Genomic DNA, 26,151 nt, shown 5'->3' with positions numbered 1-26,151 from the left:
GTACGTAATATTTGCTACTAGAGAGTTAGGAAACATCAGGAACAGACATACTCAACAGAAACCAAAATAAACACGTCAGAAGATTGCAGAGCAGGTGAAAACCTGCTCTTTTTTCATAAGTCAACCTTTGGTCTCCTTCATCATTTTGAGGAGCTAAAAATACGGTAAAGGAGTATGTCTTGAAAAAGTTAGATCAAAATCAGGCCCCTATTTATGAAGGTCTGATAAAGCTAAGAAAGAAACGGATTGTTCCCTTTGATGTACCAGGTCACAAACGCGGACGGGGAAATCCAGAACTTGTTGAATTGTTGGGAGAAAAATGTGTCGGCATTGATGTCAATTCAATGAAACCATTGGATAATTTAGGTCATCCCATTTCGATTATTCGAGACGCAGAGGAGCTGGCTGCGGATGCTTTTGGAGCAGCGCATGCCTTTCTCATGATTGGTGGAACAACATCATCTGTTCAAACCATGATTCTTTCCACCTGCAAGGCAGGAGATAAGATTATTCTGCCACGTAATGTCCACAAATCTGCTATCAATGCGCTGGTTCTATGTGGTGCCATTCCCATCTATATCGAGATGAGTGTAGATCCTAAAATCGGCATCGCTTTAGGTCTTGAAAATGACCGTGTTGCACAGGCCATCAAGGAACATCCGGATGCTAAAGCTATCCTAATCAACAATCCTACCTACTATGGGATTTGTTCAGACCTTAAAGGTTTGACGGAAATGGCTCATGAAGCTGGCATGCTTGTTTTAGTGGACGAAGCCCATGGAGCTCATCTGCATTTTACAGATAAATTGCCGCTATCTGCTATGGACGTTGGCGCTGATATGGCAGCGGTCTCTATGCATAAGTCTGGTGGGAGTTTGACCCAAAGCTCCATTTTACTTATTGGGAATCAGATGAATCCCGAGTACGTTCGTCAGATCATCAACTTGACTCAGTCAACATCAGCCTCCTACTTGTTAATGTCTAGTTTGGATATTTCACGTCGCAACTTAGCTCTTCGTGGAAAAGAGTCGTTTGAGAAAGTCATTGAGCTATCCGAGTATGCTCGTCGTGAAATCAATGCTATCGGTGGTTACTATGCCTACTCAAAAGAGTTAATAGACGGTGTGTCGGTCTGTGATTTTGATGTAACCAAGCTGTCAGTTTACACTCAGGGTATTGGGCTAACAGGTATAGAGGTTTATGATCTCTTGCGAGATGAATACGATATTCAGATTGAATTCGGGGATATTGGCAATATATTGGCCTACATTTCCATTGGTGACCGCATCCAAGACATCGAGCGTTTGGTTGGTGCTTTAGCTGATATCAAGAGACTTTACTCAAGAGATGGAAAAGACTTGATAGCTGGAGAATATATTCAGCCCGAGTTAGTGCTGTCTCCACAAGAAGCCTTCTATTCAGAGAGAAGAAGTTTGACCTTAGATGAGTCTGTTGGACAGGTCTGTGGAGAATTTGTCATGTGCTATCCTCCAGGAATTCCTATCTTGGCTCCAGGTGAACGCATTACACGAGAAATTGTAGACTATATCCAATTTGCCAAGGAACGTGGTTGCTCCCTCCAAGGGACGGAAGATCCAGAGGTCAATCACATCAACGTCATTAAGAGAAAGGAGAACTAGATGGATTTATGGTTTTCTGAAGTTCATACTCCAGATGTGAAATTATCTTTGAGAACAGCTAAGCAACTCTATGCTGGAAAAAGTGAATGGCAAGATATCGAAGTCTTGGATACGCCATCATTTGGAAAAATACTGATTTTAAATGGGCACGTCTTGTTCTCAGACGCGGATGATTTTGTTTACAACGAAATGACCGTTCACGTTCCCATGGCTGTGCATCCCAATCCAAAGAAAGTCTTGGTTATTGGGGGTGGTGACGGTGGTGTTGCCCAAGTATTAACCCTCTATCCTGAACTGGAGCAAATCGATATTGTGGAACCAGATGAGATGTTGGTTGAGGTCTGTCGTGAGTATTTCCCAGACTTTGCGGCAGGGCTAGATGATCCTCGTGTTACCATTTATTATCAAAATGGGCTACGCTTTTTGCGAAACTGCGAAGATGACTACGATATTATCATCAACGATGCGACAGATCCATTTGGACATACGGAAGGGCTCTTTACCAAGGAATTTTACGGAAATAGTTATAGAGCCTTGAAAGAAGACGGCATCATGATTTATCAGCATGGGAGTCCCTTCTTTGACGAGGATGAGTCAGCTTGTCGTAGCATGCACCGTAAGGTCAATCAAGCATTTCCAATCAGCCGAGTCTATCAGGCACATATTCCGACCAGTCCTGCTGGTTATTGGTTGTTTGGATTTGCATCGAAAAAATACCACCCTGTCAAAGATTTTGATAAGGAAGGCTGGAAAAAACGCCAGCTTTTCACAGAATACTATACTGCAAACTTACACGTAGGATCCTTCATGTTGCCCAAGTATGTTGAGGACATTTTAGAAGAAGAGGAAGGGAAAAAATGAGTCGTTTACTAGTTATCGGATGTGGGGGCGTTGCCCAAGTTGCTATTTCAAAGATTTGCCAAGATAGCGAAACCTTTACAGAGATTATGATTGCTAGCCGTACCAAGTCAAAATGTGATGATTTGAAGGCTAAATTAGAAGGCAAAACAAGTACAAAGATTGAAACAGCTGCTCTTGATGCTGATAAGGTAGAAGAAGTGATTGCTTTGATTGAAAGCTACAAGCCAGAAGCTGTTTTGAATGTAGCTTTACCATACCAAGACTTGACCATTATGGATGCTTGTTTGGAAACAGGTGTGCATTATATTGATACTGCCAACTATGAGGCTGAGGATACAGAAGACCCTGAATGGCGTGCTATTTATGAGAAACGTTGCAAGGAACTTGGTTTTACAGCCTACTTTGACTACTCATGGCAGTGGGCTTATCAAGAGAAATTCAAAGAAGCTGGCTTAACTGCTCTTCTTGGTTCTGGTTTTGATCCAGGTGTGACTAGTGTCTTTTCAGCATACGCTCTCAAACATTACTTTGATGAAATCCACTATATCGACATTTTAGACTGTAATGGTGGAGATCACGGTTATCCATTTGCGACAAACTTTAACCCAGAAATCAATCTCCGCGAGGTTTCTGCGCCAGGTTCTTACTGGGAAGATGGAAAATGGGTCGAAGTTGAAGCTATGTCTATCAAGCGTGAGTATGATTTCCCTCAAGTTGGACAAAAAGACATGTATCTCCTTCACCATGAAGAAATTGAATCATTGGCCAAAAACATTCCTGGTGTCAAACGGATACGTTTCTTTATGACTTTTGGTCAATCTTATCTAACTCACATGAAATGCTTGGAAAACGTTGGTCTCCTTCGTACAGATGCTATTAATTTTAACGGACAAGAAATCGTTCCGATTCAATTCTTAAAAGCCTTGCTTCCAGATCCAGCCAGCCTTGGCCCACGTACAGTTGGTAAAACCAATATCGGCTGTATCTTTACTGGTGTCAAAGATGGTGTTGAGAAGACTATTTACATCTACAATGTTTGCGACCATCAAGAATGTTACGCAGAAGTTGGTTCACAAGCTATTTCTTATACGACAGGAGTTCCAGCCATGATTGGGACAAAATTGGTTATGAACGGTACTTGGAAACAACCTGGAGTTTACAACCTTGAAGAATTGGATCCAGATCCATTCATGGAAGCTTTGAATGAGTATGGTTTACCTTGGGTTGTGGTTGAAAATCCACAAATGGTGGACTAATGAAGCTGGAACAAATACCAACACCAGCTTACGTCATTGACTTGGCAAAGTTAGAAGCCAACTGCCGCATTTTACAAGAGGTTCAGAAAAAGTCTGGTTGTAAGGTCTTGCTTGCCCAGAAGGCATATTCTCTTTACAAAACCTATCCCTTGATTAGCCAGTATCTATCTGGTACGACGGCTAGTGGACTCTATGAAGCTAAGTTAGCTAGAGAAGAGTTCCAAGGGGAAGTCCATGTATTCGCGCCAGCATTTAAGGATGCAGACTTAGAGGAATTGCTTAAGATAACAGACCATATCGTTTTTAACTCAGAGAGACAATTGCGTAAACATGGTCCTCGTTGTCGAGAGGCTGGTATCAGTGTAGGTCTCCGTATCAATCCTCAATGTTCAACCCAAGGAGATCACGCGCTCTATGACCCTTGTGCATCAGGTTCTCGTTTTGGAGTGACACTAGATAAAATTCCTAGTGATTTGTTGGATTTAGTGGATGGCCTTCATTTTCATACCCTCTGTGAGCAAGGGGCAGATGATTTAGAGACAACTTTGAAAGCTGTAGAAGTGCAGTTTGGTCCCTATTTACATCAAGTTAAATGGCTCAATATGGGTGGAGGACACCACATCACAAGAGAAGACTACGATGTGGATTTGCTGATTTCTGAAATCAAGCGTATCCGAGAAACTTACAATCTTGAGGTCTATATCGAGCCGGGTGAAGCCATTGCGCTCAATGCGGGTTATCTAGCAACTGAAGTATTGGATATTGTAGAAAACGGTATGGAGATCTTGATTTTAGACACCTCTGCGACCTGCCATATGCCTGATGTACTTGAGATGCCCTATCGTCCACCTTTGAGAAATGGCTTTGAAGCTCAGGAAAAAGCCCATACCTATAGACTTTCTTCCAATACCTGTCTGACGGGCGATGTGATTGGCGATTATAGTTTTGAAAATCCTGTCCAAATCGGTGACAGACTCTATTTCGAAGATATGGCTATTTACTCATTTGTCAAAAATAATACCTTTAACGGTATTGGCTTGCCAAGTCTCTATCTTATGGACGAGCAAGGTAACTGTAGCTTAGTCAAAGCCTTCGGCTATCAAGACTTTAAAGGGAGATTATCATGATGGACAGTCCAAAGAAATTAGGTTATCGTATGCCAGCAGAGTACGAACCCCATCATGGTACCTTCATGATATGGCCGACTCGACCAGGTTCATGGCCCTTTCAAGGAAAAGCTGCCAAAAAAGCATTTAGCCAGATTATCAAGACCATAGCAGAAGGGGAAAGGGTTTACCTTTTGGTGGAGCAGGATTATCTATCTGAAGCCAAATCTTATCTTGGAGACAAGGTTGTTTATTTAGACATTCCCACCAATGATGCTTGGGCGCGTGATACAGGTCCGACCATTCTCGTCAATGATAAAAGAGAAAAGTTGGCAGTTGATTGGTCTTTCAATGCCTGGGGTGGTGATGTGGATGGTCTTTATCAAGATTATGAAGATGATGACCAAGTAGCCAGTCGTTTTGCTGAGGCCTTGGAAATGCCTATTTACGATGCCAAACCTTTTGTACTGGAAGGAGGCGCAATCCATAGCGATGGTCAAGGAACCATTCTTGTGACTGAAAGCTGCTTACTCAGTCCTGGACGCAATCCCCACCTGTCTAAAGAGCAAATTGAAAACACCTTATTAGAGAGCCTGGGCGCTGAAAAAGTTATCTGGCTGCCTTACGGTATTTATCAGGACGAAACCAATGAACACGTTGACAACGTTGCTGCCTTTGTTGGTCCTGCAGAGCTTGTCTTGGCATGGACAGACAATCAAAACGATCCCCAGTATGCTATGTCAAAAGCAGATTTCGAACTCTTAGAACTAGAGACAGATGCAAAAGGACGGAAGTTTACCATTCATAAACTACCAATTCCAGCGCTTCATCAAGTTGTAACTGAAGAGGATTTACCAGGCTATATCTATGAAGAAGGAGAAGAGGAGCGTTATGAGGGCGAACGTCTGGCGGCCTCTTATGTAAACTTTTATATTGCCAACAAGGCTGTCCTTGTTCCCCAGTTTCAAGATGTCAATGACCAAGTTGCCTTAGATATCCTCAGTAAGTGTTTCCCAGACCGTAAAGTTGTCGGAATACCAGCCAGAGATATTCTCTTAGGTGGTGGAAATATCCACTGTATTACCCAACAAATCCCAGAATAGGAGAAAAAGATGAGAAATGTAAGAGTTGCAGCGATCCAGATGCAATGTGCTAAGGATGTGGCAACAAATATTCAAACAGCTGAACGTTTGGTTCGTCAAGCTGCAAAGCAAGGAGCCCAAATTATTCTCTTGCCAGAGTTGTTTGAATGTCCTTATTTCTGTCAGGAGCGTCAATATGACTACTACCAGTATGCCCAGTCGGTGACAGAAAATACTGCTATTCAGCATTTTAAGGAGCTTGCTAAGGAACTAGAAGTTGTTTTACCGATTAGTTTCTATGAAAAAGATGGCAATGTCTTATATAACTCTATTGCTGTTATTGATGCAGATGGAGAGGTACTGGGCGTTTATCGGAAGACCCACATACCAGATGACCATTATTATCAAGAAAAGTTCTATTTCACGCCTGGTAACACTGGTTTCAAGGTCTGGGATACTCGCTACGCTAAGATTGGGATTGGCATCTGTTGGGATCAATGGTTCCCCGAAACAGCGCGCTGTCTTGCATTGAATGGTGCTGAATTGCTCTTTTATCCAACAGCCATCGGTTCAGAGCCAATTCTGGATACAGACAGTTGTGGGCACTGGCAACGTACGATGCAAGGACACGCAGCAGCAAATATTGTTCCAGTTATTGCAGCCAATCGCTATGGTTTGGAGGAAGTCACTCCAAGTGAGGAAAATGGTGGACAGAGTTCCAGTCTTGACTTCTACGGTTCCTCCTTTATGACGGATGAAACAGGAGCTATTCTAGAGCGAGCCGAAAGACAAGGGGAAGCTGTTCTGTTAGCAACTTATGACCTTGACAAGGGAGCAAGCGAACGCCTAAACTGGGGGCTGTTTCGAGATAGAAGACCAGAAATGTACCAACGAATTACGAACTAGAAGGTAACTTTCATAATAAATTTTTGATATTCACGCCTGTCTTACAAAAATGTAAGATAGGCTTTTTAAATGTAAGATAGGTGTACGATTATACGTGAAAATGTATGCTATACTCTATATAGATCAAAAAGAAAGAGGCTTATTATGAAAAAATGGAATGCAACACAGTTGAAGTATCTGATGGCTGCAGTAATGGTTCTAGATCATATCCCTCATATCACAGGGATCGTCTCTCCTCTGTGGGAAGGTATCTTTCACGCTATGACTCGTTGTGTAGGAGTTTGGTTTGCGTATATGGCTATGGAAGGTTTTATCCATACTCGAAATCTGAAAGACTATCTCATCCGCCTCTGGAGTTGGGCGCTTATCATGTTCGCAGGCAATAGCCTCCTCAATACCCTATTTGCATCTAAAGGAATAATGGTCAATAACAACATTTTCCTGACTTTGGCTATCGGTGTCACCATGCTTTGGATTGGTTTTCCTCGAAAAGAGTTGGATCAAAAAGAGAAGTTGTGGCGTTGGATTGGAGTTGCTGGGCTTTTGATTTTCGGTTGTCTTTTTACTGAGGGTGGTATCACCATGCTACCATTTCTCTTGATTAGTTACTCTTGTCGAAATCGCAAGGGATTGCGAAATCTCCTCTATACTCTACTTTGGGCCTTCCTGTTAGTGACTTCTATCCATACCTATGATACTTGGTACCAAACCTTGGAAATGATGCTTTACAATTCTGATTGGCTCTTTATCACCGTATTTCCTTTTATGGCCTTGTATAATGGACAACGAGGAAAGGAAACTAGCTGGAGTAAATATTTCTTTTATATTTTCTACCCAGCCCATTTATGGGTTATTACCCTGATTGCTTATTTGGTTAAATAGATTCAATTTATTAGCTCCTTCTTGCTTAAAATGTGAGAGGAGCTTTTCTGTATCTGGAATTCCTAACAAAACATGTTATAATAGTTTTAGAAAGGACGAGGTTTATGGCGAGCATACTTGTAATTGAAGATAATAATGAAATCCAGGAAATTTTAAGAACCCTTCTTGCAGAGGAACACGAGGTGATTCAAGCCTTTTCTGGCACAGAAGGTATAATGCAATTTGATAAAGGTGGCATTGATCTCGTTTTGCTAGATATCATGCTTCCTGGGAAAAATGGCGACCAAGTCTTGCAAGCTATTCGACAAACTAGTCAGACTCCGGTCATCATGCTCACTGCTTTAGGTGATAAAAAGCTCATCAGCCAATACCTACTAGACGGCGCCAATGATTATGTAGTAAAACCTTTTGATTTGGACGAAGTCTTTGCTAGAGTCACTGTGCAATTACGCCAAAGTGGTGAACAACAGTCAGAAGATCGAAGAGATATTGATAACCTCGTAAAAAACTTTAAAAATATCCAGTTCGATGCGGATAGTTTTGAAATAAGTAACGCAACTGAAACCATTCGCCTTGCAAAGAAAGAGTGTCAAATTCTCCAAATGTTGCTCCATCATCCTAAAAAGATCTTCACAAAGGAAGAACTCTATGAATTGATTTGGGAAGAAAGTTACCTGCCTGGAGATAATACGCTCAACACTCATCTAAGCAATCTCCGTAAAAAACTGCATCAACTGGATCCAAATCATGAGTACATTGAAACCATTTGGGGAGTTGGTGTACGATTAAAAGGAGATAAGTAATGATTTACATTTTGCTATCAATATTGCTCCTCATTAATATCATTTTATCAGTTTCTTTGATTCGCTATCATATAGCAATTAGAGATTTAAGCAGACAAATCGAAGAAAAGATTCGCTCTGGTAGCATGAAGAGGATCGGGGTAAATTTCTTTTCAAAGACCATTTTGCGTCTACATAACCAAATTGAGAATCTATTTCAAGAAGTGGAGCAAAATCAGCTAATCATGAAGCGTGAAAAACACACCCTAGATATGGCAATCAGTAACATCGCTCATGATATTCGGACACCTTTGACAATCGCTTCTGGATATACTCAGCAACTGATAAAACACCCCGATAATAGTCAGGAAACTTTAAGCAAAATAGCCCATCATCAGGATTTGGTTTCCAAACGTTTGGAGGCTCTCCTTGAATACCGTCATTTGATGGAAGGAGCAGTTAAACCGAAACTGGAGGAACTTGATTTATCAACTTTTATAACAAAGAAGACTTTAGCCTATTACGACGTTTTTCAATCTTCTCATATTGTTCTTGATTTTAATGTTGAACCGGGATTGAAAACGACGACTGATGAGGACTTGCTTGATCGAATTATACAAAACCTCCTTGGAAATGTTCTCAAGCACGGCAAGGAGAAAGCTCGACTTTCTTTGAAAAAGGAAAAAAATAGGCTTGTTTTGGAAATTGATAATCTTGTCAAAAAACCTATCAAAAATATAGACAATCTCAGCAATCGTTTTTATTCTGAAAATATGTCGGATACTGAAGAATCCTCTGGTTTAGGTCTCTATATTACCGAGGAATTAGTTCATCTTCTTGGAGCGGAAATGAAGCTAGCCACTGATGGAGAATGGTTTTCAGTCTTTATTTATCTTTAACAGAAGAAACCTCCTCTATATCCTAGAGGAGGTCCTTTTTATAAGCTTTTCTTCTTGAAAACAGTCAGTCCACTGAGAGAGAAGAAAAGTATGATAGCGATGCAAACCGTTATGGTATAGAGAACTGATTGACTATCAGCAGTCATGGCATAGGCAAAATTTAAGCTCAGATATCGTAAAATTTCGATATTTGGAAAGATAAGCATTGGCATAGAAAGGATGATAGAGGTAACTAGATAGCCGATAAATACGGCAAGATAGGAGTGAGTCACATAGAGAATAAAGGAAATAATCGAAAGCCAAGCGAGGAGGCAGAGAAATTGAAGGAAAATCATTAAGAGGAGATTAGCAATAAAACCATTAGGTATCGTACCAAGTCCGTTTAGTAGAGTTGAGGGAACAAAAGCAATCACAAGGCTGGCGATGAGTTGTAAGAGAGCGATACTTGCTAGTACAAAGGATTTAGCAAGGAAAAACTCTGTACGAGAAACGCCAACAGTCAAACTATTTTTATAGAGTTTGCCGATTAGATCAACTCCTAGAACGAGACATGCTAGAACAATGCAGAGAAAAACGAGGTTTGAGCCGTTATTAGACGCGTTGATTAGAGCTTCTATCCCATTCCAACCATGGGTTGGAGTCTCTGGTGGTGTTGTATTTACTGACATTAAATGTCCTGTAGCCCCGATAGTGGCACCCATTAGCAATAGGACAAAGAGAATGAATTCTGTAATCCAGAATCCTTTGGAGCGGAAAAGACGGTAAAAATCTGCTTGAATGGTATGTATCATGATTTTTCTCCTATTCTACCAATTGGGTGAAGTATTCTTCTAGGTTTTGACGGGCAAAGTAAATCTCATCAATAGCAACATCGGCCAAAGTTAGTTGTTTAAGAATCTGTTTGACATCTTGTTCATTACCAAAGATATGGATTTCATTTTCAGGGTTTACAACCTTAAACTGGAGCTGGATTTGTTCTTTCAATACCTGACAAGCTCTTTCTTTGTCGCTTGTTTTAAGCACAATATAATCCTCACTCAGTGTTTCAAATTCAGCTTTACTGATTTCACGGATAATCTTACCTTGATCTAAGATACCAAAGCGATTAGCTAGGAGAAAGAGTTCCGACAAGATATGGCTAGATATGAGAATGGTTATCCCTTTTTCTTGATTAAGCCGTTGAATCATCAGACGAAATTCTTTGATTCCAATTGGGTCGAGGCCATTAATGGGTTCATCTAAGATAAGGAAATCAGGTTTGGATAGGAGGGCAATAGCGATGCCAAGCCTTTGTTTCATTCCTAGTGAGAAATCACGAAAGACTTTTTTCCCTGTATCTGACAACCCAACATAGTCCAAGGTCTCATGAATCACTTTATCAGCATTTGGAATATGACGAATCATACAATAATATTTCAGATTCTGATAGGCTGTTAAGTGATTATGGGCTACAGGTGATTCGATAACAGAACCCACTCGAGATAAAGCCTTGGTCCACTCATTTTCCGATTGACTAGAAAAGAGGGAAATAGTTCCTTTATCCGCAAACAGTAGTTGTGTAATGATTTTGATAAGAGTAGTTTTACCTGCTCCGTTTTTTCCAATTAGACCATAAATATCTCCCTCTTTTATGGTTAGACTAAGATCTTTAAGAATAGCTTGTTGGCCGAATTGTTTGGTCAGTCCATGAATTTCGAGTACTGTTTTCATGATTTTCTCCTTTTGATTTATTTTTCTAACTTTAGTATAAAGCATAGAAATCAAAGAAAGTTCAAGTATTTCTAAAGAGTTTCTAAAGTTTTCTGATTTTTAAAATGTCAAAAACCCAGTTAAGGATTTAACTGGGAATTTTCTCTATAAAATATACTTCTCAATGGCACGTGCAACGCCGTCTTCTTCGTTACTGGCTGTGACGTCATTGGCTAAGGATTTGACATGGTCGCTGGCATTTCCCATAGCAATACCAAGGCCTGCAAACTGGAGCATTTCGATATCGTTATTGGCATCACCCATGGCCATGATTTCTGAGGAATCAATCTTCAAAATCTGAGCTAGACGTGAAAGAGCAGTAGCCTTTGTCGTTCCAAGCGGCATGGCTTCATAAATGACAGGCTGCGAACGAACTCCACTGAATCGTTGGCAGAGCTCCTTAGCAAACCGCTGCTCAAAATCATCTGTTTGCTCTTTTGTTCCTAAAAACATTCCTTGGAACATACGATATTTACCACTGGTGGCTTCCTCAAGGGAAATTTCAGTCAGGTCTGAAAAAACAAGTTTGGCATCATTTTGAACGATTTGATTAGGCTTACCACCGAGTACAAAATAATGTTCCTCATCAAAAAGGGTCAACTGGACGTCGCTTTTTTCAGCTAGGTCATAGAGGTATTCGATATCAGCTGGGCTGAGTTCTTGCCAGTCGACTAGACTCCAGTCACTGGTCTGGTGGGTTGAGCATCCGTTATTGACAATGACATACTCATTCTGGAGGTCCAGTCCCAGTTTTTTGTAATAAGGAAGGACACCGAAAAGCGGGCGACCCGTACAGAGAACCAGTTTGACCCCTCTTTCGATAGCTTGGTGAATAGCAGTAATGTGGGCTTGTGGGATTTCCTTGGCTTCATTGAGGAGAGTTCCGTCCATATCCAAGGCTAGTAGTTTAATCATAAGACTTCCTTTTCTAGGTGTTTTGCTTTTATTATAGCATATAGAACATAAAATGTCTGACAGAATTGTAACATTCAAGCTTCCTTTTCTTGAAAAATAAAATAAATTATTTTATAATATGTACACTTAATATTCAAGGAGAAAAAATGTCAATCTATCAGTTTAATTCGATTTACAAAAATGATGAAACAGAGTCTACAGGCCTTCTTTTCATCAAAGTCTATAACAAATGGGAAAGCAACTTGAAAAGAGTTTTAAAATCAGTTGGTCTTACTTTGCCCCAATTTATTGTTTTGACTTCACTCTTGTTTCTGACTAATAGAGAGGAATATGTAACACAAGTTGATATTGCTCATTTCACAGGTATGGATGTCATGACGGTTTCTCAGATCGTCCGGTTACTAGAGAAGAAAGACTACATTAGACGCGATCAACATCCAAAGGATAGTCGGGCAAAACTGGTCTTAGTGACGAAGTCTGGTGTGGAGAAAGTCAATCAAGCTTTACCCTTAGTAGAAGGGGTTGATGAAGAATTTTTTGAAAAACTTTCTAACGATAGAGAAAGTTTCAATCGCATGTTAGCAGTGTTGGAGGATAAAAATGCCTAGATATTGGATCGGAGTTGTTTCAAAGAATCATGTTTTAAGAGGAGTTGAGGGGAATTTTTGTCAGGTCTGTCATGGAAAGGGCGGCCCCTTAAACCGTATGAAAAAAGGCGATTATCTTTTATACTATAGCCCCAAATACGATATGAACGGTCAAGATAAGTTACAGGCTTTTGTGGCCGTAGGTAAAATTATAGATGACAAAGCCTATCAAGTAGAACAGTTTGAAGGATTCTTTCCCTTTAGACGAAATGTCGAGTATTATCTACCAGTCAAAGATTGTTCCATAGAAATAGTCAGACAACATCCTGAATGGAAAGACTATACTTCTCGACTTCGTTATGGACATTTTGAAGTTTCCAAAGACTTTTTCCTCTATATCTTTCATCATATGAAAGTGGATGATGAAGTATGATTGATTTGCTAGTTAAATGATTGTCAACAAGAATTTTGGATTTGGACTGTGAAGCGAACTTTGCTATAATAGAGGAAGCAACTTTGAGAAACCAAACGAGGCTGAGATGAAATTACTTTATACTGATATTCGGACTTCTTTGACAAAAATCCTAACCAGAGAGGCAGAAGAGCTGGTTGCTACGGGCAAGCGGGTTTTCTACATCGCCCCCAACTCTCTTTCATTTGAAAAGGAACGTGCCGTGCTGGAATGCTTGTCCCAGCAGGCTTCTTTTGCGATTACCGTCACGCGCTTTGCTCAAATGGCTCGTTACCTGGTTTTAAATGATTTGCCTACAAAGACCAGTCTTGATGACATCGGTCTTGGGATGGTCTTTTATAAATGCCTGGCTGAACTTGATCCCAAAGAGTTACGAGTTTATGGTGCTATTAAACAAGATCCTCAATTTATCCAGCAGTTGATTGAACTTTATCACGAGATGACGACTGCTCAGATGAGTTTTTTGGACTTGGAAAGTTTGACCGATGAGGACAAGCGAGCAGATTTACTTTTGATTTTTGAGAAAGTAACGGCCTATCTCAATAAAAGCCAGTTGTCTCAGGGAAGTCAGTTGTCCCATTTGATTGAGGCTATTGAGAATGACAAGGTAAGTAGTGATTTTAGTCAGCTTGCCTTGGTTATCGACGGTTTTACCCGATTTTCCGCCGAGGAGGAGCACGTGGTGGATCTGCTTCATCGAAAAGGTGTTGAGATTGTTATTGGTGCTTATGCAAGTAAGAAAGCTTATACTAGTCCCTTCGCCGAAGGCAATCTCTACCAAGCTAGTGTAGAGTTTCTCCATCATTTAGGTTCCAAATACCAGACGCCTGCTCAAGACCGCTCTCAGACTCATGAGTACATGGATAGTTTCGACAAGGCCTCTCGTTTGCTGGAGTCTTCTTATGACTTTTCAGAATTCACCTTGAATGTCGATGAGAAGGACCGTGAAAATCTGCAAATCTGGTCTTGCTTGACACAAAAAGAAGAGTTGGAGTTGGTGGCTCGCGCTATTCGTCAGAAATTACATGACTATCCAGAACTGAGTTACAAGCACTTTCGTATTCTCTTGGGGGATGTGGCTTCTTACCAGCTATCACTGAAAACTATTTTTGACCAGTACCAGATTCCATTCTATCTTGGTAGAAGCGAATCCATGGCGCACCATCCCTTAACCCAGTATATCGAATCTATTTTGCGTTTAAAACGCTACCGTTTCCGTCAAGAGGATTTGATTAATCTTCTCAAAACAGGCTTGTATACCGATCTTAGTCAGGCTGATATTGACTCATTTGAGCAATATCTCCTCTATCTTGGCATCAATGGCTTGCCAGCTTTTCAGCAGGCCTTCACCAAATCCCACCATGGAAAGTTTGATTTGGAGCGTTTGAATGCCATTCGTTTACGTGTTTTGGCTCCTCTTGAAAGCTTGTTTACCAGTCGGAAACAGAAGGCTGAAAATCTCTTGCAAAAGTGGAGTGCTTTTCTAAAAAATGCTGCTTTAAGCAAGCAGATGCAAGGTTTGACAGCTACTATGGAAGCTCATGAACAGGAAAGACAAGCCGAAGTTTGGAAAGCTTTCTGTCATGTTTTAGAACAATTTGCGACCGTTTTTGATGGTTCTCAAGTTAGTCTGGAGGACTTCCTAGCCTTGCTCCACTCAGGGATGACTTTATCTCAGTATCGAACCATTCCAGCGACAGTGGACACTGTTTTGGTGCAGAGTTACGATTTGATTGCACCACTGACTGCTGACTTTGTCTATGGCATTGGACTCACTCAGGATCATTTACCGAAAATCGCGCAAAATACTAGTCTTTTGACAGACGAAGAGAGAGAGACCTTAAACCAAGCGACAGAAGAGGGGGCTCAACTGCTGATTGCAAGCAGTGAAAACCTCAAGAAAAATCGCTATACCATGCTTTCTTTAGTCAATGCTGCTCGTAAACAGTTGATTTTGTCAGCACCAAGTCTTCTCAATGAAAACGAGAGCAAGGAATCTGCCTATCTTTATGAACTGGTGAGTTTTGGATTTTGCCGAAGAGAAAAGAGGATGAATCATAAAAATCTTAGCAAAGAAGATATGGGTTCTTATCACAGTCTCTTGTCTAGTCTCGTTGCCTATCATCAGCAAGCTGCTTCTAGTAAAAATGAACAAGATGTGACCTTTGTCACGGTCTTGGCGCGTGTCATGGGGAAAAAACTTGACCAAAAAGGCCTTGCAAATCCCGCCCTTCCAACCAGTCCAAGCAGCAAGCCATTGGCAAAAGATACCTTACAGGCTCTCTATCCAGCTGACAAGGAGTTTTACCTGTCTACCTCTGGTTTGACGGAGTTTTACCGCAATGAATATAGTTATTACCTCCGTTATGTCTTAGGTTTGCAGGAGGAATTGCGCCTGCGCCCAGATGCTCGCAGTCATGGGAATTTCTTACACCGTATTTTTGAACGTGCCTTGAAACTGCCTTCTGAGAATCCGTTTGACCAACGTCTGGAGCAAGCTATTAAGGAAACCAGCCATGAACGGGAATTTGAAGCCATTTATCGAGAAAGTTTGGAAGCCCAGTTTACCAAGGAAGTTCTTCTTGATGTCGCGCGGACCACTGGACACATCCTACGTTATAATCCAGCCATCGAAACCATCCAAGAAGAAGCAACATTTGGTAGCAAAGACCAAGCATTTATCCAGTTGGATAATGGTCGCAGTGTCCATGTGCGAGGCAAGGTGGATCGTATTGACCGCCTGAAAGCTGATGGGGCACTAGGGGTGGTAGACTACAAGTCTAGTTTGACCCAGTTCCAGTTTCCTCATTTCTTCAACGGACTTAATTCCCAACTGCCAACCTATCTTGCTGCTCTAAAAAGAGAAGGGGAGCAGAACTTTTTCGGCGCCATGTACTTGGAAATGGCTGAGCCTGTTCAATCTCTCATGACCGTTAAGAATTTGGCAGGAGCAGTAGTAGAAGCTAGCAAGTCAATGAAATACCAGGGACTCTTTTTAGAAAAAGAAAGCAGTCACTTGGGCGAATTTTATAACAAAAACAAGGCCAATCAGCTGACAGACGAGGAATTCCAGCTCTTACTAGACTATAATGCCCATCTTTATAAGAAAGCAGCTGAGAAGATTTTACAAGGCCAGTTCGCCATCAATCCATACACAGAGAATGGCAGAAGTATTGCCCCATACGTTCAACAACATCAGGCTATCACTGGCTTTGAAGCCAATTACCATCTAGGTCAAGCACGCTTTCTAGAGAAGTTAGATTTAGCGGATGGCAAGCGTCTGGTCGGAGAGAAGCTCAAGCAAGCTTGGTTTGAAAAAATGAGAGAGGAGTTGAATCGATGAAGCCCATTTCCTTTTTAATTGAGGAAGAAATTCAAAAATTGCAAGAAGCAGAAGCGAATTCGAGCAAGGAACAGAAGAAAACGGCCGAGCAAATCGAAGCCATTTATACCGCAGGGCAAAATATTCTAGTCTCAGCGTCTGCCGGTTCAGGGAAAACCTTTGTCATGGCAGAACGCATTCTTGACCAATTAGCACGTGGTGTGGAAATTTCTCAACTCTTTATCTCGACCTTTACCGTCAAGGCTGCTACTGAACTAAAAGAACGCTTGGAGAAAAAAATCAGCCAACAAATCCAAGAAACCGATGATGTTGATCTCAAACAACACTTGGGACGTCAGTTGGCAGATCTGCCAAACGCTGCTATCGGAACCATGGACTCCTTCACACAAAAATTCCTTGGCAAGCATGGCTATCTGATTGATATCGCACCGAACTTCCGTATTTTGCAAAATGAAAGTGAACAGTTACTCTTAAAGAACGAAGTTTTTCATCAGGTTTTTGAAGATCATTACCAAGGTGAGAATAAAGAGAAATTTGCTAGCTTGGTGAAGAACTTTGCTGGGCGAGGCAAGGATGAACGAGGTCTGCGCCAGCAAGTCTACAAAATCTATGATTTCCTTCAATCCACCAGCAGTCCCCAAAAGTGGCTGAACGAGTCTTTCCTCAAAGGGTTTGAAGAAGCTGACTTTGCAAATGAAAAAGGCAAGCTAACTGAGCAAATCAAGCAGGCACTGTGGGACTTGGAAAGTTTCTTCCGTTATCATCTGGATAATGATGCCAAGGAGTTTCCAAAAGCTGCCTATTTAGAAGCTGTTCAACAGGTTCTGGATCAAATTGGCTCCTTAAATCAGGAGTCCGATAGTCAGGCTTATCAAACAGTGCTTGCGCGTGTTGTTGCCATCTCGAAGGAGAAAAATGGTCGGGCTCTAGCTAACTCCAGTCGTAAGGCTGAATTGAAGCCACTGGCTGATGCCTATAACGATGAGAGAAAGGCCCAGTTTGCTAAACTAGGACAACTGGCGGATCAGATAACAGTTCTCGACTACCAAGAACGTTATCATGAAGACACATGGGAGCTAGCTAAAACTTTCCAAACCTTTCTGAGTGATTTTGTGGAGGCTTATCGTGAACGTAAACGTCAGGAAAATGCCTTTGAATTCGCTGATATCAGTCATTTCACTATTGAGATTTTAGAGAATTTCCCACAAGTCCGCGAGGCTTATCAGGAACGATTCCACGAAGTCATGGTCGATGAGTATCAGGATACCAACCACATTCAAGAACGAATGCTGGAATTGCTGTCGAATGGTCACAATCGCTTTATGGTTGGAGATATCAAGCAGTCTATCTACCGTTTCCGTCAGGCAGATCCACAGATTTTCAATGAAAAATTCCAACGCTATACGAAAAATCCTCAAGAAGGCAAGTTGATTCTTCTTAAAGAAAATTTCCGTAGTAGTTCAGAAGTGCTGTCAGCAACCAATGATGTTTTTGAACGTCTCATGGACCAAGAGGTCGGCGAAATTAACTATGATAGCATGCACCAGCTTGTTTTTGCCAATACCAAACTGACTCCTAATCCAGGCAACAAGGCAGAATTTCTCCTTTATGACAAGGATGAAGGCGAACAAGAGGAAGAAGAGAGCCAAGCAGAAACGAAACTCACTGGGGAAATGCGCCTAGTGGTCAAGGAAATCCTGAAGCTCCATCAAGAGAATGGTGTAGCCTTTAAGGAAATTGCCCTTTTGACTTCCAGTCGCAGTCGTAATGACCAGATCCTCCTCGCTCTGTCAGAGTACGGAATTCCGGTCAAAACTGACGGAGAACAAAATAATTACCTCCAATCCCTAGAAGTACAAGTCATGCTGGACACCCTTCGTGTCATTCACAATCCTCTCCAAGACTATGCCTTAGTTGCTCTGATGAAGTCTCCTATGTTTGGTTTTGATGAGGACGAGTTGGCACGCTTATCCCTTCAGAAAGTAGAAGATAAGGTCCAAGAAAATCTCTATGAGAAACTGGTCAATGCTCAAAAACAGGCAACAAGCCAGAAAGAGTTAATTCATACAGCTCTAGCTGAAAAACTAAATCAATTCATGGATATTTTGGATTCTTGGCGCCTGTATGCCAAAACCCACTCTCTCTATGACTTGATTTGGAAGATTTACAACGACCGTTTTTATTATGACTATGTTGGGGCTTTGCCAAATGGTCCTGCTAGACAGGCCAATCTCTACGCCCTAGCTCTGCGCGCTGACCAGTTTGAAAAGAGTAATTTCAAGGGCTTGTCGCGTTTTATACGTATGATTGACCAAGTCCTAGAAGCTCAGCATGACCTCGCAAGCGTAGCCGTTGCACCGCCAAAGGATGCTGTAGAACTCATGACTATTCACAAGAGCAAAGGGCTGGAGTTTCCTTACGTCTTTATCCTCAATATGGATCAGGACTTCAACAAGCAAGATTCGATGTCAGACGTCATTCTCAGCCGTCAAAATGGGCTTGGTGTCAAATATATTGCCAAGGTGGAAACAGGAGCAGTGGAAGCACACTATCCTAAAACCATCAAACTCTCCATTCCTAGCCTAACTTATACGCAGAATGAGAAAGAACTGCAATTGGCTAGCTATTCAGAGCAGATGCGTCTGCTGTATGTTGCCATGACGAGAGCTGAGAGAAAGCTTTATCTTGTCGGTAAGGGTTCTCGTGAAAAGCTAGAAGCCAAGGAATACCCAGCAGCAAACAATGGAAAATTAGATTGCAATACCAGACTGCAAGCAAGAAATTTCCAAGATTGGATCTGGGCTATAACCAAAGTATTTGCCAAGGAAACTCTCAACTTTAGCTATCGTTTTGTTGGTGAAGACCAGTTGACCAGAGAAGCTATCGGTCAATTGGAAAACAAGAGCCCTCTACAAGATATCTCTCAAGCAGACAACCGCCAGTCAGAAACCATCAAAGAAGCTCTGGAAATGCTGAAAGAGGTGGAAGTTTATAATACTCTTCACCGCGCAGCCATTGAACTACCAAGTGTTCAAACCCCAAGCCAAATCAAGAAATTCTACGAACCGGTTATGGATATGGAAGGGGTAGAAATTACTAACCAAACTCAATCAACTGAGAAGCAAATCAGCTTTGATTTACCAGATTTTTCAACCAAAGAAAAGGTAACTGGAGCTGAGATTGGTAGTTCCACTCACGAACTCATGCAGAGAATTGACCTCAGTCAGCAACCAACACTTGCTAGCCTGACAGAAACACTCAAACAAGTTCAGACTAGTCCAGCTGTTAGGGAAAAGATCAATCTTTCTAAAATCCTAGCTTTCTTTGACACACCACTTGGTCAGGAGATTCTCGCCAATACAGACCATCTCTATCGCGAGCAACCTTTTTCCATGCTAAAAAAAGATCAAAAGAGTCAGGAAGATTTCGTTGTCCGTGGGATTTTGGACGGCTATCTGCTTTATGAGGATCGTATCGTTCTTTTCGACTACAAAACAGACCGTTACGATAAACCAAGTCAACTTATTGACCGCTATCGTAGTCAGTTAGCCTTATACGGAGAAGCTTTATCACGAGCCTATTCTATTAAAAATATTGAAAAATACTTGATCTTACTTGGCAAAGACGAGGTTCAAGTTGTAAAAGTATAACCTAGAAAGGAGACCTCATGCCACTTCCAGTTAGAAAATCCCTACACGATGCGGTTTTACAAGCTTCAAAAGCCGATACTTGGGATCAAGCAACCAAGGAATGGAATGAAGTTTCCTTGATTTTTAATGGTATTGGCCGTAGTAATTGCGTCTGTGGGAATGCCATTAAATACGCCTACGAACTCTTTAACGGTGTTACAGGCCAACGTCTATTTCCTATCGGCAGTGACTGTGTTCGCCATTTTCATCGTATTAGCCTCGATCAGCAACTAGAAGAGGAAGAAAAACTACTCAGAAAAGTTGAAAACCTAACTAGAAAGGCTCAGAAAAAGGAAAAAATCAAGGTTAATAAAAACGACTTTGACGAACGACTTTTAAAATGGTTTTGGGAGAAAGGTGTTTTCAAAGCCAATCGTGGCAATCAATTCGCACCTGAGAGAGACTATCAGCTCTTTCTAGAAGTCTTTCAAGGAGGAAGTTGGACCAAGGCAGATCCAAAGAAGAAGGCTCGTATGGAAGAAGTGCTGGAAAAGTGTATCAAACCTTTTTTACTTGGTAAGACCGATGATCAACTCTACCTTGTCAAACTAGGCAAGGAGAAAATCGACTACGAGCAACATTTACGGATTCAAGCAGAGAAAGAACGCAAGAAAAGAGATAAAGTCGCCAAGCAATACGCTGATAACCTCATTCTTGCCATGGGGCCTGCAGAACGAGCTTATCAAGATTACTTTGGCTTTACAGAAACCTTGACCCAAGAAGAACGAAAATGGGAGAAAATCATCTTTGGTAAAAATAGAGACGAACGGGCTATCAAGGCTAAACAAAACCAAAAGGAGCTGGAAAAGGATCAGCGTATTGCAAATCAAGATCCTATTGAACGAAAGCAGAAGCAGACTTGGCTTCTTAATTCCTATTTTCGTGATTTGCCTGATGAAAAAGCTAGATTTTCTCGACTCTTACTAGAGTATCGAAAAACTGGAGAAGTTCCCTTTTCAGAGGATTACATGTCTGAGCATTTAATCAACTTTTTCTACAAGATGAAGGCCTTTGAGTTTGAGATTGCTCCAGATCAGGTGAGGAATTTTCTAAAAGAATGCCTAGAAACGGACCACCTATCTTCAGCTCAATCAACTTGGATTAGAGGAGTTCTCCTCAATTGCCTTCACCCATTTTTAGACAGATTGCTCATATAGAAAAAATCCTACCTTGTCTATGCATGGTAGGATTTAAGTATCTTCAAAGATATATTGATACAGTTGAACCACTTTCTGAAAACGTTGCGTATCCATACTTGTTATTTTTTGAGCATTGCGCATCCGAAAATCAAAGGTATACAGTTGAAATGGATTGACAGCTCCATCTACCTTATCCGACGAAACAGGAACGAGCAGGCCTTTTTCTGCTAAATGCTTTTGACCATGGGTAATGGGACAGACAGCCACAAAACCAGTTTGCAAGGCATATTCTCTCCTAGAAACAACCAAGGCAGGGCGCCGTTTTTGAATTTCCCGACCAACTGATGGATCAAAGTCAAGCCAAATGATATCTTGCTTTTCAGGAATATACTCAGATTTCGCTATCAAGTGACCTCACCCCTTCAAAATCATTTGTCATTCTTAAATCAGCAATCCCGTCAAAAGGATCTTTTAGTTTTGGAGCCAAGACAATAACCCCATCAATTCCTTTATAGACAACCATTTCTTGACCTTCCGTCATACCCAAATTTTTAGGAATGGTCACTGTGAGAGAATTTCCCACCTTCCGAGTCTTTACTGTATTCATCGCTCTACCTCCACGAAACCGTATATACAAAGTATATACCAAACAACACATTAAGTCAAGTGAACGCTATATTACATAAATTAAGTTATGTATTTTATTATGATTTTATTTTAGTCAAAGCCTGTGCAAAAACACCTAATTTATGATAGAATAGATGGTGAGAAAGAAAACGTTTTATTACGTTTTTTTAGTCGGAAGGGGAAAATATTATGGCTACTATTCAATGGTTTCCAGGCCACATGTCTAAGGCTCGGAGGCAAGTTCAGGAGAATTTAAAATTTATTGATTTTGTGACGATTTTGGTGGATGCGCGTCTACCTTTATCTAGTCAAAATCCTATGTTAAATAAAATTGTTGGTGATAAACCAAAACTCTTGATTTTGAACAAGGCAGATCTGGCTGATCCAGCAATGACAAAAGAATGGCGTCAGTACTTTGAATCACAGGGAATTCAAACTCTGGCTATAAATTCTAAAGAGCAAGTTACTGTGAAAGTTGTGACAGATGCAGCTAAAAAGCTTATGGCTGATAAGATCGCACGCCAGAAAGAACGTGGTATAAAAATTGAAACTTTGCGTACCATGATTATCGGAATTCCAAATGCCGGCAAATCAACCCTGATGAACCGTTTGGCTGGGAAAAAGATTGCAGTGGTTGGCAATAAACCAGGTGTTACCAAGGGTCAACAATGGCTTAAAACCAATAAAGACCTTGAAATCCTAGACACACCAGGGATTCTTTGGCCTAAGTTCGAAGATGAAACCGTCGCTCTAAAACTAGCCTTGACTGGAGCTATCAAAGACCAGTTGCTTCCTATGGATGAGGTGACCATTTTTGGTCTCAATTATTTCAAAAAACATTATCCAGAAAAGCTAGCTGAACGCTTCAAACAAATGAAAATTGAAGAAGAAGCACCTGTTATCATCATGGATATGACCCGTGCCCTCGGTTTCCGAGATGACTACGACCGCTTTTACAGTCTCTTCGTGAAGGAAGTCCGCGATGGCAAACTCGGTAACTACACTTTAGATACATTGGACGATATCGATGACGACGATTAAAGAAATCAGAGAACTTCTTGCCACTGTCAAAGACTTAGACGATTCACTTTTTCTTGAACTGGAAAAGGATCCTCGTTCTGGAGTTCAAAAGGAAATCAACAAGCGTAAAAAAGCCATTCAGACTGAACTGGATGAAGACCTTCGCCTGGAAACTATGCTTTCCTATGAAAAAGAACTTTATAAGCAAGAATTGACCTTAATAGCAGGTGTTGACGAGGTTGGTCGTGGTCCACTGGCTGGACCTGTAGTCGCTGCAGCGGTAATCTTGCCGAAAGATTGTAAAATCAGAGGTCTGAACGATAGTAAGAAAATCCCTAAAAAGAAACATCTGGAAATTTATCAAGCCGTTCAAGACCAAGCTTTATCAATCGGGATTGGTATCATGGATAATCAGGTCATTGACCAAGTCAATATCTACGAGGCAACCAAACTGGCCATGAAGGAAGCAATCTCACAGCTCAGTCCGCAACCTGAGCACCTCTTGATAGATGCCATGAAACTGGAGTTACCAATTTCACAAACCTCCATTATCAAAGGAGATGCTAACTCCCTCTCCATTGCAGCTGCATCTATAGTAGCCAAGGTGACACGGGATGAATTGATGAAGGAATACGATCAGCAATATCCTGGCTATGATTTTACAGCTAATGCAGGCTATGGAACAGCTAAACACCTAGAAGGACTAGAAAAACTAGGTGTCACCCCAATTCACAGAAACAGTTTTGAACCAGTCAAAACACTGGTTTCAACTAAGAAAGACAAGTAAGAGGAAATGATTATGGAGGAACAGTCAGAAACACTCAGTTCCAAGAAAGAATTTGCCTTTGCCTCAAGCACCATATTATCCCAAGTTGGCCGAGGAATCATTGTTGGCCTCGTCGTCGGGCTAATCGTCGGATCTTTTCGTTTCTTAATCGAAAAGGGCTTCCACCTGATACAAGGACTCTATCAAGATCAAGCGCACCTAGTGCGCAATCTCTTTATCGTTGTTCTATTTTATTTAATTGTTAGCTGGCTCAGTGCGAAATTAACTCGATCGGAAAAAGATATCAAGGGTTCAGGAATTCCTCAAGTCGAAGCTGAACTAAAGGGACTCATGGCTCTTAACTGGTGGAGTGTTCTCTGGAAGAAATATATTCTGGGTATTCTTGCTATTGCCAGTGGACTTATGTTAGGACGAGAAGGGCCAAGCATTCAACTTGGAGCTGTTGGTGGTAAAGGTATTGCCAAGTGGCTAAAATCTAGCCCAGTTGAAGAACGTTCCCTGATTGCCAGTGGAGCTGCTGCAGGTTTAGCCGCTGCCTTTAATGCACCAATCGCAGGTCTCCTCTTTGTTGTAGAGGAAGTCTATCACCATTTTTCACGTTTTTTCTGGGTCTCAACTCTAGCAGCCAGTCTCGTAGCAAACTTTGTCTCACTACTCATATTCGGCCTAACACCCGTACTAGATATGCCAGACAACATTCCTCTCATGACCCTAGACCAGTATTGGATTTACCTCCTTATGGGAGTTTTTCTCGGGCTTTCTGGTTTTCTCTATGAGAAAGCTGTACTCAATGTTGGTCGAGTTTATGACTGGATTGGTCAAAAAATTCATTTGGATAAAGCTTATTATCCAATCCTAGCCTTTATCCTTATCATACCAGTCGGGATTTTCTTGTCACAAATCCTTGGTGGTGGAAATCAGCTTGTTCTTTCCCTAACTGAGCAAAATTTTAGTTTTCAAGTTCTATTAGCTTACTTTTTGATTCGCTTTGTTTGGAGCATGATTAGCTATGGAAGTGGCCTCCCAGGAGGAATCTTCCTTCCCATTCTGGCGCTAGGTTCCTTACTTGGTGCCCTAGTTGGTGTCATTTGTGTCAACCTTGGGCTTGTCAGTCAGGAACAATTCCCTATATTTGTCATTCTGGGAATGAGTGGCTACTTTGGGGCAATTTCCAAGGCTCCCTTAACTGCTATGATACTTGTTACTGAGATGGTAGGGGACATTCGAAACCTCATGCCACTTGGCTTAGTGACCTTAGTCGCCTACATCGTCATGGATCTACTCAAAGGTGCTCCAGTCTATGAGGCCATGCTAGAAAAAATGCTACCAGAAGAAGCAACAGACGAAGGAGAAGTCACCCTCATTGAAATCCCTGTATCTGACAAAATCGCTGGAAAACAGGTTCACGAGCTCAACTTGCCACATAACGTACTCATCACCACCCAAGTCCATAATGGCAAGAGCCAAACAGTTAACGGCTCAACTAGAATGTATCTGGGTGATATGATTCACCTAGTGATTCCAAAAAGTGAAATTGGAAAAGTCAAAGATTTGTTGCTGTAGGTTTTTTACATAATTCATATTATGTAAAAAATTATTGAAAGGATTCTCAATGAAAAGAAATAAGGCAATTGCAGTATATTTGCTAGGCACATTTAGCCAAATAGTATCAGTTTGTCTCCTTTTCTTTCTCTTGAATCATTTTTCTGTTCAGTCCAATCTATTAACTATTTTAGGAATCATTTTAGGTGGCATTTCTTCAGCACTTTGGGGAATCATTGTTGCAAATCACTATTTTCATATTCCTTTTAAGAAGATCGTTAACGATTTTTTTAACATTCATACCAGTTACAAACATTATTTATTATCTTTTTTCCTTATTGTCCTTGATTTTTCTTTTCTAATGTTTGGTGGGCAAATAGTAGAATTTAGCTGGTATCTCCCATTTTTGATGTTCTTCAAATTTATTGTCTTTGGCGGTATAGAAGAGATTGGATGGCGATATGTTTTTCAACCAATTTTACAAGAAAAGTTGCCATATTTTCACTCAACAATCCTAACCTTTTTCAGCTGGGCGATTTGGCATCTGTTGTTCTTTTACATTGATGGTTCCCTAGCAACTCTGCAAATTCTACCGTTTTTATTTGGATTGCTGACGAATTCTTTCATACTCTCAGCTCTTTATAACAAAACAAAGAATCTCTGGATTTGCGTTATGACACATTCGATCATTAATGTCTTGTCTCAGCTAACCATAGACACTGATCGATCCGAAACCTACCTGCTTAAAATCTTCATCATCTTGGTATCCTGCTATATGGTAATACATAAAAAAGATGTGCATAGTCGGTGGCTGATTTTGTTGGAAACAGTATTGTTCTTTGGAAAAGTTATTTGCTAAGGAGGACA

General features: G+C 41.1%; 23 protein-coding genes. 18 read left to right on the top strand and 5 right to left on the bottom strand.

The annotated features are described in order from the left end of the window. The first annotated feature begins 179 nt into the window (after positions 1–179). The 9 genes from HF881_RS01190 to HF881_RS01150 all read left to right on the top strand — a co-directional run bounded on the left by HF881_RS01190 (position 180) and on the right by HF881_RS01150 (position 9,414). Positions 180–1,640: an aminotransferase class I/II-fold pyridoxal phosphate-dependent enzyme gene (locus tag HF881_RS01190; RefSeq protein WP_169446111.1), complete on the top strand. Its 1,461-nt coding sequence runs from the start codon at positions 180–182 to the stop codon at positions 1,638–1,640. Further along, positions 1,641–2,501: a polyamine aminopropyltransferase gene (gene speE, locus HF881_RS01185; protein WP_169446110.1), complete on the top strand. Its 861-nt coding sequence runs from the start codon at positions 1,641–1,643 to the stop codon at positions 2,499–2,501. It abuts the gene before it with no gap. Beyond that, complete coding sequence (locus HF881_RS01180; RefSeq protein ID WP_169446109.1) at positions 2,498–3,757, top strand: saccharopine dehydrogenase family protein; 1,260 nt, start codon at positions 2,498–2,500, stop codon at positions 3,755–3,757. Before speE ends, HF881_RS01180 begins: the two co-directional genes overlap by 4 nt. Then, entirely contained in the window at positions 3,757–4,884 is a 1,128-nt protein-coding gene (nspC, locus tag HF881_RS01175) for a carboxynorspermidine decarboxylase (RefSeq protein WP_169446108.1), read from the top strand. The genes HF881_RS01180 and nspC overlap by 1 nt, the downstream gene beginning before the upstream one ends. Continuing rightward, positions 4,881–5,966, top strand: a complete 1,086-nt coding sequence (aguA, locus tag HF881_RS01170) for an agmatine deiminase (protein WP_169446107.1) — start codon at positions 4,881–4,883, stop codon at positions 5,964–5,966. Before nspC ends, aguA begins: the two co-directional genes overlap by 4 nt. A gap of 9 nt (positions 5,967–5,975) precedes the next feature. Continuing rightward, entirely contained in the window at positions 5,976–6,851 is an 876-nt protein-coding gene (gene aguB / locus HF881_RS01165) for an N-carbamoylputrescine amidase (RefSeq protein ID WP_169446106.1), read from the top strand. Between the two features lie 144 nt (positions 6,852–6,995). Continuing rightward, positions 6,996–7,733: a TraX family protein gene (locus HF881_RS01160; protein ID WP_169446105.1), complete on the top strand. Its 738-nt coding sequence runs from the start codon at positions 6,996–6,998 to the stop codon at positions 7,731–7,733. 104 nt (positions 7,734–7,837) lie between these two features. Beyond that, positions 7,838–8,536: a response regulator transcription factor gene (locus HF881_RS01155; RefSeq protein WP_169446104.1), complete on the top strand. Its 699-nt coding sequence runs from the start codon at positions 7,838–7,840 to the stop codon at positions 8,534–8,536. Continuing rightward, the gene (locus HF881_RS01150) at positions 8,536–9,414 is read left to right on the top strand and encodes a HAMP domain-containing sensor histidine kinase (protein WP_169446103.1); all 879 of its coding nucleotides are present in this window, start codon (positions 8,536–8,538) and stop codon (positions 9,412–9,414) included. Before HF881_RS01155 ends, HF881_RS01150 begins: the two co-directional genes overlap by 1 nt. Positions 9,415–9,452: 38 nt before the next feature. Here the strand turns inward: HF881_RS01150 and HF881_RS01145 are convergent, their stop codons facing one another. The 3 genes from HF881_RS01145 to HF881_RS01135 form a co-directional block, all read right to left on the bottom strand. After that, complete coding sequence (locus HF881_RS01145; protein ID WP_169446102.1) at positions 9,453–10,205, bottom strand: ABC transporter permease; 753 nt, start codon at positions 10,203–10,205, stop codon at positions 9,453–9,455. 10 nt (positions 10,206–10,215) lie between these two features. After that, on the bottom strand, positions 10,216–11,124 hold the full coding sequence (locus tag HF881_RS01140) for an ATP-binding cassette domain-containing protein (RefSeq protein ID WP_169446101.1): 909 nt from the start codon (positions 11,122–11,124) through the stop codon (positions 10,216–10,218). Positions 11,125–11,268: 144 nt separating this feature from the next. Continuing rightward, complete coding sequence (locus HF881_RS01135; RefSeq protein ID WP_169446100.1) at positions 11,269–12,078, bottom strand: Cof-type HAD-IIB family hydrolase; 810 nt, start codon at positions 12,076–12,078, stop codon at positions 11,269–11,271. A 146-nt stretch (positions 12,079–12,224) separates the two neighbouring features. Between HF881_RS01135 and HF881_RS01130 the strand changes: the two genes are divergently transcribed. The 5 genes from HF881_RS01130 (at position 12,225) to HF881_RS01110 (ending at position 21,326) form a co-directional block, all read left to right on the top strand. Then, positions 12,225–12,686, top strand: coding sequence for a MarR family transcriptional regulator (locus HF881_RS01130; RefSeq protein WP_169446099.1), 462 nt, complete (start codon positions 12,225–12,227; stop codon positions 12,684–12,686). Continuing rightward, entirely contained in the window at positions 12,679–13,098 is a 420-nt protein-coding gene (locus HF881_RS01125) for an EVE domain-containing protein (RefSeq protein WP_169446098.1), read from the top strand. The genes HF881_RS01130 and HF881_RS01125 overlap by 8 nt, the downstream gene beginning before the upstream one ends. Positions 13,099–13,204: 106 nt before the next feature. Next, positions 13,205–16,480: an ATP-dependent nuclease subunit B gene (gene rexB, locus HF881_RS01120; protein WP_169446097.1), complete on the top strand. Its 3,276-nt coding sequence runs from the start codon at positions 13,205–13,207 to the stop codon at positions 16,478–16,480. Further along, the gene (addA, locus tag HF881_RS01115) at positions 16,477–20,130 is read left to right on the top strand and encodes a helicase-exonuclease AddAB subunit AddA (protein WP_169446096.1); all 3,654 of its coding nucleotides are present in this window, start codon (positions 16,477–16,479) and stop codon (positions 20,128–20,130) included. Before rexB ends, addA begins: the two co-directional genes overlap by 4 nt. A gap of 17 nt (positions 20,131–20,147) precedes the next feature. After that, positions 20,148–21,326 (top strand): hypothetical protein, encoded by a 1,179-nt coding sequence (locus HF881_RS01110; RefSeq protein WP_169446095.1) that lies wholly within the window; start codon positions 20,148–20,150, stop codon positions 21,324–21,326. Between the two features lie 33 nt (positions 21,327–21,359). Here HF881_RS01110 and HF881_RS01105 read toward each other — a convergent pair whose 3' ends face one another. Both HF881_RS01105 and HF881_RS01100 read right to left on the bottom strand, forming a co-directional pair. Beyond that, entirely contained in the window at positions 21,360–21,716 is a 357-nt protein-coding gene (locus HF881_RS01105; RefSeq protein ID WP_169446094.1) for a type II toxin-antitoxin system PemK/MazF family toxin, read from the bottom strand. Continuing rightward, positions 21,700–21,915 (bottom strand): AbrB family transcriptional regulator, encoded by a 216-nt coding sequence (locus HF881_RS01100; protein WP_001098939.1) that lies wholly within the window; start codon positions 21,913–21,915, stop codon positions 21,700–21,702. Before HF881_RS01100 ends, HF881_RS01105 begins: the two co-directional genes overlap by 17 nt. A gap of 209 nt (positions 21,916–22,124) precedes the next feature. Between HF881_RS01100 and ylqF the strand changes: the two genes are divergently transcribed. Genes ylqF through HF881_RS01080 form a run of 4 tightly spaced genes read left to right on the top strand, consistent with a single transcriptional unit; the run spans position 22,125 to position 26,143 of the window. Continuing rightward, on the top strand, positions 22,125–22,976 hold the full coding sequence (gene ylqF, locus HF881_RS01095) for a ribosome biogenesis GTPase YlqF (RefSeq protein WP_169446093.1): 852 nt from the start codon (positions 22,125–22,127) through the stop codon (positions 22,974–22,976). Next, positions 22,963–23,742, top strand: a complete 780-nt coding sequence (locus tag HF881_RS01090) for a ribonuclease HII (protein ID WP_169446092.1) — start codon at positions 22,963–22,965, stop codon at positions 23,740–23,742. Before ylqF ends, HF881_RS01090 begins: the two co-directional genes overlap by 14 nt. A gap of 12 nt (positions 23,743–23,754) precedes the next feature. After that, the gene (locus HF881_RS01085; protein WP_169446091.1) at positions 23,755–25,305 is read left to right on the top strand and encodes a ClC family H(+)/Cl(-) exchange transporter; all 1,551 of its coding nucleotides are present in this window, start codon (positions 23,755–23,757) and stop codon (positions 25,303–25,305) included. Between the two features lie 49 nt (positions 25,306–25,354). Then, entirely contained in the window at positions 25,355–26,143 is a 789-nt protein-coding gene (locus HF881_RS01080) for a CPBP family intramembrane glutamic endopeptidase (RefSeq protein ID WP_169446090.1), read from the top strand. Positions 26,144–26,151 lie beyond the last annotated feature (8 nt).

Origin of the sequence: Streptococcus sp. WB01_FAA12 (genome assembly GCF_012843315.1) — a bacterium.
GTDB lineage: Bacteria > Bacillota > Bacilli > Lactobacillales > Streptococcaceae > Streptococcus.
The sequence above is the reverse complement of the archived record's forward strand: the minus strand, read 5'-3'. Positions and strand labels throughout refer to the sequence as shown.